We start from the raw sequence: 13,104 nt of genomic DNA on the forward strand, positions 1-13,104 counted from the left end.
AAACGGCTCCTTAAAACAAAGGCTCCTCATTTGAGGAGCCTTTTTATTGGAACTATCTAGAAACGCTCGCTCTGGAGTTACTTTTCTGAGGTCGCTAACACAGGTAACTGGAATGCAAACGTCACACCTTCGACATCATCCGTGTCGATCTGACGAATCATCTCTACCAAATAACCTTGCACATCTAACTTCAAACCTTGTTGCTCAACCGCCTTAAACAGAGCTTCTAAGGCCGTGCTATACGCCACATCCGAAACCAGATAAACATCGCTACACAAGTAGTAGCCTTCTGGAATGATCTTATCGTAACGGTCTTTAGCGACTTGCCAGTTTCCAATTTCAACGTCGATGTCGTCCCACTTATTTCTCATTTGTTTAATCGGTGTGGTGCCCATCAACTGAGTCGACTTCTGACCATACATCTCAAACACAGTGTCCCAGTCAGGATCGTCTAGTTTAAGCTTCTGCATGCCACGCTCTGGATACCAAGCCAATTCGGTAGGCATCGACTTAACCAGTTCTTCTTCCATTGAAGACTGCACGCCCGGATGGGCCAATTTCTGAATGAAATCTGCCGTTTCTTTAGGTGTCGCGTTATAGCCCATTTCTCGAATGTGCTTCGCCGTGACGCCAAGTTCACGCTTGAGCGCCTTACCTAACGACTGTGACGATGAAAACCCGCAATACTGAGCAATTTCAATAACGCTCCACGGCTCATCATTGAGCAACAAACTGACCGCGACTTGCAGCCGAACTCGACCTAAATATTGGCCCGGCGTTTCGTTGAACAGCTCAGTAAACTGCCGATGAAAGTGATAGGGAGAAATCGCACTCTCGGTTGCTATCTCCTCCCAAGTACGTCGCTCACCCCACTCTTCATGCATCAAATTAAGCGCATGTGAAAAGCGTTTTTGAAGATGTTCTGGCAAAGATTCAATCAATGCAATCTCTGGCACGAGTTTGAAACCAGGCACCAATTGATAATCAGGTTTGTTCTCTTGCTTCATACGGTCTTTGTTCTCAGGTACATTGGGTCTGATCTCGGATAGCTTGACTTCACTATCGTCTTTGTCCTTTATAAAATCAATCACGATCGCCCCAAAGTGAGTTCTTCTGATAAATCTTGTTCGCCCGGTTCTTTTTCAATTAAATTTTCAAGTAAAGGTGGCTTACGGCAAAACAAACCAAGCAGTACGGGAATCAAAATCAGCGTTACCGCTGTGGCAAACAACTCACCAAACACTAACGACACCGCCGCAGGCTTTAAGTATTGTGCTTGTTCCGCAGTTTCGCTTAACAAAGGCAACAACCCACACACAGTGGTAATCGTGGTTAAGAAAATCGCTCTCAAACGGCTAGTACCTGCGATTACTAACGCTTTCTGTAACGGCACGCCTTGGCGATATTCAACATTAAAACGCGTGATCAGCACCAGCGAGTCATTAATCACAATCCCCGTCATGGCCATCATACCGAACATTGAAAGAATGCTGATTGGCAAATCCATCAAGTAATGACCAAAAATCGCGCCTGCGAATCCGAATGGTATTACCGCCATGATGATCATTGGTTGCCAATAAGACTTCAATGGCACCGCCAACAAAATGTAGATCATGATAAGCGTTAGTATCATCGCTGATTTGAAGCCGTTTGACACCTCACCGATTTCTTCAAACTCGCCGCCCGCTTTGATGGTCACGCTTGGAAACTGTAAGTGCAAAGATTCAATTGTATCTTCGAGTTGCTCACGTGTTTTCTCTGGGGATTGTAGGTCACGGTTCTGCTTCCAATACAGGTTGATGACTTGCTCTCGGTCACGGCGGTAAACCACTTGCGGCTCTTGCTTGTGGCGGAACTCAGCAATATCGCCAATCATCACACTACCACCATTCGGCAACATAATAATGGCTTCTTCCAACTGAGCTAAGGTTCTACGCTCATCCCTTGGATATTGCAGCAGCACCTTAGTTTCTTGCCCGTTTTCCAACAGACGATGCACTTCTCTTTCGCCAAACGCTTCTCCTGCGAGTTGAGCTAGCGTGGCTTGAGTTAACCCAAGCTGTTGCCCATATTGATTTAACACCAAGCGAACTTGCGGTAAACCGTCCTGACCATCGTCGTAAACATCCGAAACGCCTTTCAACGACGCTAATGTATTGGCTAACTGCTCGCTTACTCTTGATGCAAGCTCACGTTCATTGGAAGAGATCGTTAAAAATGTGCCACCAGCAGGCTCCTCAGCTGCGCTGAATTTAACCGAGTAAGCGCCTTCAATTTGCCCAGTATTTTCTCGCCATCGCTTCAACAGTAGGTTACCCGGCAATAAGCTCAAAGATTCATTGGTGAGCTCGGCAGTGACTTCAATTTCACCATAGCCATCAGACCAAGCGAGCAGGTTCACAACAGGCTTCTCTTGCAACGGATAATTTTCCATTAAACCCTTTTCGACCTGCGTCATTGCTTGCTCTACTTGCAACAAAGCTTGGCGCTGTAAAGGCAACGGCGCGCCATCTTCTAGCTCAATAACCGCAGTGATGTAACGCCCCGGAATTTCAGGGAACAACGCACTGCGAATCGCACCATTCGACCACATGCCATAAGCCAGTGAAATAACCGCCACAAACCCAAGCAAAGACGCCACTTTGTAGCCAAGAGCAAACTCCAATACCGGCTTATAAATGTTGAGATTGAACCACTGCAACCCGCCTTGAGCAGCATTCTGCACCTTGGCAAAGATACTTGTTGATGGCTTTTTCACTGAAAGCTGTGCCAAGTGTGACGGCAGAATAAATTTGCTCTCGATAAGTGAGAAGATCAAAGCGAAGATCACTACTGCAGAAAACCCCGCAAGCACCTTGGCTAACTCATTGTTAATCCATAACATTGGAGAAAACGCTGCGATGGTTGTCAGCACACCGAATACAGTTGCCACTGACACGGAGTGCACGCCTTGCCAAGCGGCTGTCTTCCCGTTTAGATTTGAGGAGCCGTTTATATTTGAGAAACCATTGGTATTAGGAGAATAGCCGACGTTACCCGTCCGTTTTTCATGTATCGCTTCCCCGACAACAACTGCATCGTCCACCAGCACACCGAGCACCAAGATAAAGCCAAACAGGGTGATGTCGTTGATGCTGTAGTTAAACCACTGCATTGCGGCTAGCGTTCCAGTCAGCGCAATCGGAATCCCCATTGCGACCCAAAACGCGAGCCTAATTTCAAGGAATACGCCAAGCAAAATCAGAACTATTAACAAGCCTTGCCATGCGTTCTCACTCAGGCGAAATAACTGGTCTTCGATGTAAGGTGCCATGTCGGCCATGGTATTCAACTCAATATCCGACGGCAAAATCGCGCGTTGTACAGCCAATGTTTCGCTAATCGCTTCACTGACTTTAAGCAAATTGTCGGTTTGGCTAGTGCTGACCAATAAGGCGATGGCGTTAGAGCCGTTGTTACGCACGATAGAACCACTGTACTGGTAGCCACGACTTAACTTGGCGATATCACCCAACAGTATTTTTCCGTTGCTTCCCGAAATTACGACAAGCTGATTCAGCTTCTGTAGATCATCGGCATAACCCTCACCACGAATCACCATTCGGCCTTTGTCACTGATCAGTTCACCGCTACGAGTCTCAAGCGAACGCTGCTCAACGAGCTCTGCGAGATCTTCTAAACTCAACCCCAACGCTTTCAGTTGGTCAGGATCTGGCTCGATAACCAATTGAGATGCGCGAGTTCCCCAATTTGATACTTTCGAGATACGCGGGTTCTTCTTCAGTGCTTGTTCAAGTTGCTTGGCGATAGGTTGCAGTTCGTCATCGGTTCTTGGCCCAGACACCACCACAAACGCCGCTAAATTGGTAAATTCGTTACGCACGACTTGCGGCCTTTCTGCTTGCACGGGAAAGCCATTGATGGCGTTAACTTGATTACGAATGTCATCCAACAGCTTGTCTAAATCTGCGCTGCTGGTTTTACGCACCACGACTCTAGAAACGCTAGCACTCGACTGACTGGTGATCTGTTTGATGCCTGGAATACCGCTGATCGACTCTTCGATTCGCTGGGTCACGCTCTCATCGATCTGTTGCGCTGTACCGCCGGGGTAAGCCACGGTAATGCTGATTGAAGATGGTGCAATTTGTGGAAACGACTCAACACGTAACAGCCCAAATGCCAGCACGCCACTAATAACAATCGCCATCATCAACAAATTAGCGGCGACTGGATTGTTAATAAACCATTTAGTCATCCAACTCATTAGTTTGATTCCTTAATCTGTGCTGCATCAGATTTGCCGGCAAGCATTGCTTCAGAGCGTCCTTCATAGAATCTAGGCGCGACTTGTTTACCAATTAGCATCGAATAAAGCGGATATTGCACCACACGGCGAGCCTTATCACTTTGATCATTGAAGCGAATATCGAGCTGTTGGCTGCCTTGTCCAATGAGCGCTACCGACTCTTTTTGTAAACGATCTTCTTTGTCTAACGTCCACACATACCCATCTCGGGTCATCGCGCTCAGAGGTACGCTTACTACGTCATCTTTTAGACCTAAGTTAACCACGGCTTGAATCTGCTGATTCGGAAACAGTCTTGGCTTGTTTTGGTAAGGGTCTTCAACCAAGAGTACCACCTGTCTTTGACGAGTCACCGAATCCACTTCCGGAGACACATAGCGCACCTTCGCCGGCCATTGATTCCCAGAACGACTGACGACACGAATACTTGGCTTAACTAAGGCGGCTTGTACTTGTTGCCAGTGCATTTCAGAGATAGGCAGCTCAATATCAATCGAATCACTGGCAGCTAATTCAAAGGTCACTTGCCCCGACTCTATCCACTCTCTCGGGCTAATGTGGCGTTTCATGATGACCGCATCAAAAGGCGCGGTAATCACCGACTCTTCCAGTAGTTTCCGCGCGCTTATGTAAGCCTGTTTTGCTTGTTTTAGATTAGCTTTCGCTGCAAGTAATTGAGGCTCTCTGCGAGCAAAGGATGAACTTGTTTTTGGGTTAAGCATTTTGAGAGCGACCGTTTGTTCATGCTTAGCCTGTTTCAACTCAAGTTCCGCTTGTTTCAATGCACTTAACGCTTGCGCCAAGTTCGCATCGACGGCACTGGTATCTAGCCTCGCTAACACATCGCCTTTGCTAACCAACTTTCCCGGCTCAATGTTTTCATTCAGCCATTTCAATTGCGCACTTCTCGACGCTTTCAGCTGAATCGGCCAACGAGCAGCGGTCAAGCCTAATACCGTTAACGTCGATTCGTGTTGTGATGGCGTCACCTCCAACATGGAAACGGGAGCCAGTACCGCTTGTTTCTTTACGGGCTCTACCGCCTCGGGTTCTAATTCATCGACAACAACCAAAGCAACAAAGATAGCCGCACAACCGACAAGTACTGAAAGTGGCTTTTTAAATCTCATAAGGCATCTCCTTGGTAGCCTGTTGAACGGAGGTGTGATTAAGTCGCTGACTGATTTCAGTAAGACGAGAAAGGGTTTGTAATGTGATTGGCAGCATTACGGCAGTTTCAACAAACTCCAGTGAATAGGTAACAATGGAGAACACTTGCCCCGCGGTTGGCCCAATAAGCCGGCTCACCATCCACAAATTGCCGACTACCGCGCCAAACAACACAGTAAAGATCAGCCCGTAGACTAAGCATCACGTTTTCAGCCAATATCATTAACCAAGTCGCGGCGACCTGTAATGGATTAAGACGAATAATCGTCAGAAGAGAGATGGGATGTTTGAATAGCATTATTGAGCCCATAAATGAATATGGCGTCAGTATTACCAATTCGGCATGGGAAAAAGTGTCCCAAATTGCTGTGTTAGGTAGGTAGTTTACAATAAGGGAGCTTTTATTTACCAAAACTCCCTTATTGTCACTCATAAGAAACGTTAGTGTGGACAGTGGTAACTATCGAGATATGTATCGCTATTTGATGGTGAGCCTAATCAACATATTAATGCACTAGGCGCTGCAGTTGTGGCGTGTTATTACAGGGGAATAGCTAGTGAAACTAACATTTCAATAAGAAGTCGATGAGCAAAACGAGGGGTGTACCGGCACACCCGACAGTACGTTTATTCGTTACGTATTGTCGGGCGAAAAATTGAATTAACTGGTTAGCGCTTCTTCAAACACACCTAACTCGCGACCAAGCCACGTAGCACGAACGGTATGATCTAAGGTCTCTTCGCCCCCCGTTACTGGGTGAATCAGCACTGACATATCTCCTCGTGCTTGCTCAAGCCACTCAACAAATCCAGATTCTTTATTAACAAAATGGACCTCAAACATTGGCATTTTATGTGGGCCTACCAAGCGCTGTATCAATGGATAAACTTCTAATACATCCTTACGCTCTGTAATAATTTTCTGACGTAGTGTCTCAGCTTGCTCTGCAAATCGCAGAGGGAAATAAACGTGACCGTGGTACATGGCACCATCCTTTAGAATTATGATATCGCGATTTTATACCTAAACCGCCTTCAATAGCTAAATCTAAATAAGTGGACTTACTTTCAAAAGGATCCATAAGAAACAAAAATAGAGTTTGAGTCAACGTTGGCCGGTAAAACAAACTCTATAACGTGGTGTCGACTATCGCTTTGAAGACCTACGGGCGTAGTTTTAAAACACGATCAATATCTTCAGCAGAATGGCGCTCTGGTACTTGCTCCCACTCTTCGCCAAATGAGCGGTTAACGACTCGGCCGCGTTGGAAACCTTCACGCGCTTCAAGTTGCTTCGCCCAACGAACGACATTGGTGTAAGACTCAACTTGTAGGAACTCAGCCGCATCATACAGCTTGCCTAGTACAAGGTTGCCATACCAAGGCCAAATCGCGATATCAGCGATGCTAAGCTCTTCACCTGCAACAAATGTGTTGTTTGCTAACTGTTTATCTAACACGTCTAGCTGGCGCTTTGCTTCCATCGCAAAACGGTTAATTGGGTACTCTTGTTTTTCATCAGCGTAAGCGTAGAAGTGACCAAAACCACCACCTAAGAATGGCGCTGAACCTTGTGCCCAGAACAACCAATTGATAGTTTGCGTTCTTGCCGCTCCTTCTTTGGGTAGGAAGTAACCAAACTTTTCAGCCAGATGCATCAAGATAGATGCCGATTCGAAAACATTAACGTCTTCATCACCAGACTTGTCGACAAGTGCTGGTATTTTAGAGTTTGGGTTCACACCAACAAAGCCAGAAGAGAACTGATCAGCCTCACCGATATTGATCAAGTACGCATCATATTCAGCTTCTTTAACACCCACCGCCAACAGCTCTTCTAGCATGATAGTGACTTTCTGGCCGTTAGGTGTGCCAAGAGAATACAGTTGCAAAGCATGGTCACCAACAGGAAGCTCTTTATCAAATCGAGCGCCAGATTCAGGGCTGTTAATGTTTGCCCACTTATTACCACCAGCAGTATCGTTAACCCAAACTTTTGGCGGTGTGTATTGTTGTGACATGATATTTCCTTATTAATATAGGGTCTCACAAACTGATATTAGGTCACATGTCCTTGGTTAAAACCCCTGAATACGATTTATTTTCAAACTGTTAAGCATGGCTTATTCCTGAAAGACATAACCCGTTTACCGAGAGGATTCATATAAAAGGTAAGCACCTATTCTAATCTTGTTTCGAACCTCATTTAATGTTGGTCAGTCTAGAGCATCATTTAGCAACGACAGTCCTACCCGTTCCAGAAAGCTGTGATAAAATCGGGAGATTACAATTGATAAGGATTAGGCAATGTCTTCTGATTACACAGGCTCGAGTGCTGCGTACGCTCGCCAAGAGAAAGGCTACCGCGAAAAAGCACTGAAACTGTACCCTTGGGTTTGTGGTAAATGTGCACGTGAATTTGTTTACTCAAACTTAAGAGAGCTTACCGTTCACCACGTGGATCACGACCATACAAACAACCCTGAAGATGGTAGCAACTGGGAACTACTGTGCTTGTACTGTCACGATCATGAGCACTCAAAATACACGGATCATGACCGTTACGGTGTTGATGCAAAAGCCCGTTTAGACGACCATCAATCAGCAACGCACAATCCCTTTGCTGATCTAGCGAAGTTGATGAAGAAGTAACACACGTTAAGACCTGTATTTGCTAGATGATAGCGGCTAGAGACTAGATAAATAACAAGAACCCCAAGTATGTCGCCATACTGGGGGTTCTTTTATCTGCCCTACAAATTCAGCGAGGCAAGATCAAAAAAGCCTTCCGAAGAAAGCTTTTTAAGAATCAAATTGAATTACGCTGCTGCTTGTTTGCGAGACTCTTCTATCTGCTTAGCGCGCTTTTTTAGCGTCAATTTATCGCGGTATGCAAACCAAACGTAAGACACAACCACTAAGAAGAACAGGTATGACAATGAGAAAATAAACGGCGATTGAATGATATCGTTCGAGATCCCCCAAGAAACACCGATAACCGTCACAGCGATTTTCGCGAAGAAGCCACACATTAATAGCATTAAAGCCAACTGCGGAAAACGCGTGCTGCGAAATGCAAGCCAATAGCAACTACCCACCGCTAATGCAGCAATATAGAAGCCAAACAAGAAAGAGTGAATATGGTCAGCTGCCGCCAAACCACCAGAAATTGACATCAATAGAATTAAAAACAGTTTCATAATACTCGCCTCGCCATAAGTTGGAAACGCATCCTTTCAAATTTGGAATCTTTGTTTATGTGCTATTTTCCCACTTTCTCTCGACAACACAACCCCTTGTATCGGACAAAATGTAAGCAAAAGTACCCACAAAAACCACTATTAACAAGTAATTAACAACTTGTTTTTGATTGTACTCCGTTACTCCTTGTCTCATATAAACAAAGCGCTATTTTGATTTATTTTGTTACACAAAGTTAACTTTATAAAAAATTTAAAATAATTCTAAAATTTGTGATATCCGCACGCAATACAAGGCTACTCAGAAACCATGACGAAAAAATCCCTAAAGATAAATAAGATGACAGCACTAAAAAAACAAAATAGAAAGGTGTTGAAAACAATTTAAAAACCAACAAAAAACACCCTGTTAACAAAGAAAGCTTAATTGACCAAAAACGGAAAAATAGATTCCAATCACATTTTTATTGGTTATAATCCGCGCTCTTTTGCGTCACCTGTTGAAAAACGCAAACTAATTTTGAAGAAATAATCACAATAACCCGTCATTAGTTAAGTGACTCTCCACATAATTGATGACAAAACTGAGAATAAAAATGAGCAAGATTGATAAAGCAACACGTATCCTGCTGGCAGGCTTCTGTATCAACCTTTGTCTTGGCATCCTGTATGCTTGGAGTGTATTTAACAAGGCGCTAGTGACTGAAGCTGGTTGGAGTGCTGCTGAAGCATCTTCACCTTACGCTATTGCAACTATCACATTCTCTGTTTGTCTTCTTATTGCAGGCATCCTACAAGACCGCATGGGGCCACGTAAGATCCTTATTCTAGGTACAGCACTTACAGGCCTGGGCATGATTGCTTCTGGTTTCGCGACAACTCCTATGATGCTAAACCTAACGTTTGGTGTGATGACAGGTGCTGGTATCGGCTTCGGTTACGCCTGTCTTTCTCCATCTGCAATGAAATGGTTCCACTCTTCTAAGAAAGGTATGGTTAACGGTCTAATCGCAGCGGGCTTCGGTCTTGCAGCTATTTACCTAGCGCCAGTAACTTCTGCGCTAATCAACAGCATGGGTATCCAAACAAGCTTTATGATTCTTGGTGTTGGTGTACTTGCAATTGCAGTACCTCTGGCAGCAACGATCAACAACCCACCTTCGGATTACACGCCAGCTGAGCCAAAAGTAAAAGCAGGCCAAGCACCTAAAGCGGTTAAGAAAACTGAAGACCTAACTTGGAAAGTAATGCTGAAGACTCCTCAGTTCTACTCTCTATGGATCATGTACGCATTTGCTGCGTCTGTTGGTCTTATGATCATCGGTAACATCACTACGATTGCTAGCGTTCAAGCGAACCTACCAAACGCCGTTTACTTAGCGTCTATCCTTGCTGTATTCAACTCAGGCGGCCGCGTTGCTGCGGGTATGCTTGCAGATAAAATCGGTGGCGTACGTACTCTACTGCTAGCGTTCATCCTTCAAGGCGCGAACATGGCTCTATTCGCTACATTCAACTCTGAATTCACGCTAATCATTGGTACGGCTATCGCAGCTGTTGGTTACGGTACGCTTCTAGCCGTATTCCCAACTCTAACTGCTGAGTTCTACGGCCTGAAAAACTACGGTACAAACTACGGCGTGCTTTATACAGCATGGGGTATCGGCGGCGCTATCGGTGCAGCGGTTGTTGGTTACTCAATGACGAATGGTGAAGGTTACGGCCTAGCTTACACAATCTCTGCAGTTATGATGGCAGTGTGTATTGTTCTAGCAATCATCACTAAGCCTATCTCTGAAGCTAAAGTGTCTGAACTAAAAGCATCTCAAGCTTAATCGTCAGAAAAGATTGAATTTGTTACTGAAGAGCTTAGCCTGAGGGTTAGGCTCTTTTTGTATCAAACGACAATCGAACCCGAGTCCTCATCTCTCTCCTACTGATTAACCCTATTAACCACTTTGTCCGTAACATTGTTAGAACATAAGCCTTTTCGATATAATTGGAAAAACTCCTAATATTTAAATACCTATGAATTTGAAAAAAATATTCATTTTAGCTTTCGTAAGCGTCTTCTCAGGTTGTGCCGTATACGCGGGTTTAAACTTCGATGAACTATTTGGTGAACAGCAAGTTCGTAATCGCCAAGTTCCTATTCTTTCTGCTCAAGCACAGCACTTCATTGACGAAGTAAAGCCCATCATTAATAACCGATGTGTGGTGTGTCATGCGTGCTACGACGCACCTTGCCAACTCAAAATGTCTTCGGTGGAAGGTATCGATCGTGGCGCAAGTAAGGCACTTGTCTACCAAGGCACTCGCTTAACCGCCTCAGCCCCTACTCGTTTGTTTGAAGACGCGTTAACCACACAAGAGTGGCGTGATGCGGATTTTCATCCAGTCCTCAATGAACGTATGCAGAACTCAACGGCTAACCTCGACGCAGGTCTTGTTTCTCGTATGCTGATTCAGAAAGAGAATCACCCTCTACCCGATCAAACCCAGCTTGAAGGTTTCGACTTTTCAACCGATCGTGACCAACGGTGTCCAACCATTGAAGAATATCCTCAATATGAAAAAGACTACCCGACTTGGGGGATGCCTTATGGCATGCCAAACCTCGACAAGACGGAGTATGCGACATTAATGAGCTGGTTAGAAAACGGGGCATTGATGAACGAGCATATTCCGCTAAACGATGCCGAGAAAAGGCTTGTTAACGTCTATGAAAGCTTCCTGAATAAAAACTCGAACAAGAGTCAGCTCTCCGCGCGTTACATCTACGAGCATCTGTTTTTATCGCACGTCTATTTTTCTGATTTAGGTATGCCAACACGTTTCTTCTCAATCGTTCGTTCCGCAACACCACCAGGCGAAACAGTCCAGCGCATTACGACTCGTCGCCCTTACGACGACCCAAAAGTCGCCCGTGTCTACTACCGATTAATTCCAGAGCAAGGCTCGATTGTTGACAAGACGCACATGCCCTTCGCGCTAAATAAAGAGCGCCTACAAAAATGGAATACGTGGTTTGTAGATGCTGATTACCAAGTCAAACAACTTCCTAGCTATGACATAGATGTTGCAGCCAACCCTATGACTTCTTTCGAAGCGATGCCGGTAAACTCACGTTTCCACTTCATGTTGGATAACGCACAAAACACCATCATGGCCTTTATCAAAGGACCGGTGTGCCGCGGTCAGCTCGCACTGAATGTCATTAATGACCGTTTTTGGGTATTTTTCATTGACCCAGATAAAGCCGATTTACCGGAAATCAACGCCTTCTATGCCAGTCAAAAGAAAAACTTAAAGCTACCGAGCGAATTAAAAAGCAATACCGTCCCGGCGACTAATTGGGTACGCTACTCAAAGCAACAAGCACGATATCTCAATGCTAAATCCGATTTCACTAACCAATGGTTTGCAAGTGGCGTCAACCTAGACATTGGCATCATATGGGACGGCAATGGCATTAACCGCAATGCCGCTCTAACCATCTTTAGACACTTTGATAGCGCCTCTGTTGTCCAAGGCTTGGTTGGCCCTCAGCCGAAAACGGCATGGGTTCTTGACTATGCTCTTTTAGAACGAATTCACTACCTTCTTGTAGCAGGATTTGATGTGTATGGTAACTTTGGCCACCAACTGATTACTCGTATGTTTATGGATTTCTTACGCCTTGAGGGTGAGAGCAATTTCTTAACCCTTCTTCCTAAAGACTTCCGACATATAGAGCATTCAAGTTGGTACCAAAATCAAAGCGTACAATTAAGTGACTTTTTGCAGCGTAATATTGCTCCTTTTGAGCAGCCAACCAGCGTGATTTACAAAACCGACGATCCGAAGCGTGAACTGCTGCACATGCTCAAAGATAGACTAGCACCTGTACTCGATAATCGCTTTGATATTGTTGAGACTGGGTTTGGTAAGAAAAACGAGGCTCTGCTTAATCAAGTGAGTTTGATTCGGGGCGAAGGCTTACGTCATGTACCACAACTAGTGATGATTATGATTAAAGGCAAAAACGGCGAGGACCAGTTGTTCACCATGATTCATAACAACGCTCACAGCAACATTTCGAGCCTTTTTGATGAAGAAAGTAACCGTGATTACGCCAATGATGACTTAACGCTCGTCCGTGGTGTGTTGGGCAGCTACCCCGAAGCTTACCTATCATTAACAGAGAACGAGATTCCGAACCTGGTTAAAACACTACAAAACTTGAACACAGAAGAAGACTATATAGCGTTACTTGATAAGTTTGCAGTACGACGCAGCTCTCCGGAATTTTGGTCGTTCAGTGACCGTGTGCATCGTTGGTATCAAAAAGATCAGCCTATTGAGTTTGGCTTGTTGGATTACAACCGCTTTGAAAATAGATAATAAGTGATAAGCCTTAGTTTTAGTTCTAGCTCTTGGGAGAGA

9 protein-coding genes and 1 pseudogene are annotated in these 13,104 nt (G+C 45.0%); 3 read left to right on the top strand and 7 right to left on the bottom strand.

The window, feature by feature from the left end; translation table 11 throughout:
• Positions 1-77: 77 nt before the first annotated feature.
• The 6 genes and pseudogenes from WR49_RS10405 to yghU all read right to left on the bottom strand — a co-directional run bounded on the left by WR49_RS10405 (position 78) and on the right by yghU (position 7,500).
• A complete protein-coding gene (locus tag WR49_RS10405; RefSeq protein ID WP_046223939.1) occupies positions 78-1,091 on the bottom strand; it encodes a helix-turn-helix transcriptional regulator in 1,014 nt (337 codons plus the stop codon).
• On the bottom strand, positions 1,088-4,267 hold the full coding sequence (locus WR49_RS10410) for an efflux RND transporter permease subunit (RefSeq protein WP_046223940.1): 3,180 nt from the start codon (positions 4,265-4,267) through the stop codon (positions 1,088-1,090). Before WR49_RS10410 ends, WR49_RS10405 begins: the two co-directional genes overlap by 4 nt.
• Positions 4,267-5,439: an efflux RND transporter periplasmic adaptor subunit gene (locus tag WR49_RS10415; RefSeq protein WP_046223941.1), complete on the bottom strand. Its 1,173-nt coding sequence runs from the start codon at positions 5,437-5,439 to the stop codon at positions 4,267-4,269. The genes WR49_RS10410 and WR49_RS10415 overlap by 1 nt, the downstream gene beginning before the upstream one ends.
• Positions 5,429-5,677: pseudogene (locus tag WR49_RS21595) on the bottom strand (ABC transporter six-transmembrane domain-containing protein); the annotation flags it as partial. The pseudogene WR49_RS21595 and the gene WR49_RS10415, both read right to left, overlap by 11 nt.
• A 463-nt stretch (positions 5,678-6,140) precedes the next feature.
• On the bottom strand, positions 6,141-6,464 hold the full coding sequence (locus WR49_RS10425) for a DOPA 4,5-dioxygenase family protein (protein WP_017058518.1): 324 nt from the start codon (positions 6,462-6,464) through the stop codon (positions 6,141-6,143).
• A 178-nt stretch (positions 6,465-6,642) separates the two neighbouring features.
• A complete protein-coding gene (gene yghU, locus WR49_RS10430; protein ID WP_046223942.1) occupies positions 6,643-7,500 on the bottom strand; it encodes a glutathione-dependent disulfide-bond oxidoreductase in 858 nt (285 codons plus the stop codon).
• 286 nt (positions 7,501-7,786) lie between these two features.
• Here yghU and WR49_RS10435 point away from each other — a divergent pair, with 286 nt between their 5' ends.
• Complete coding sequence (locus WR49_RS10435; RefSeq protein WP_004730279.1) at positions 7,787-8,131, top strand: YajD family HNH nuclease; 345 nt, start codon at positions 7,787-7,789, stop codon at positions 8,129-8,131.
• A 167-nt stretch (positions 8,132-8,298) separates the two neighbouring features.
• Here the strand turns inward: WR49_RS10435 and WR49_RS10440 are convergent, their stop codons facing one another.
• Positions 8,299-8,679: a hypothetical protein gene (locus WR49_RS10440; protein WP_017058520.1), complete on the bottom strand. Its 381-nt coding sequence runs from the start codon at positions 8,677-8,679 to the stop codon at positions 8,299-8,301.
• A gap of 596 nt (positions 8,680-9,275) precedes the next feature.
• Here WR49_RS10440 and WR49_RS10445 point away from each other — a divergent pair.
• Complete coding sequence (locus WR49_RS10445; protein WP_017058521.1) at positions 9,276-10,514, top strand: L-lactate MFS transporter; 1,239 nt, start codon at positions 9,276-9,278, stop codon at positions 10,512-10,514.
• A gap of 193 nt (positions 10,515-10,707) precedes the next feature.
• Complete coding sequence (locus tag WR49_RS10450) at positions 10,708-13,062, top strand: fatty acid cis/trans isomerase (RefSeq protein WP_046223943.1); 2,355 nt, start codon at positions 10,708-10,710, stop codon at positions 13,060-13,062.
• Positions 13,063-13,104: the final 42 nt, after the last annotated feature.

Origin of the sequence: Vibrio sp. ECSMB14106 (assembly GCF_000972265.1) — a bacterium.
GTDB classification, from domain to species: Bacteria; Pseudomonadota; Gammaproteobacteria; order Enterobacterales; family Vibrionaceae; genus Vibrio; species Vibrio kanaloae.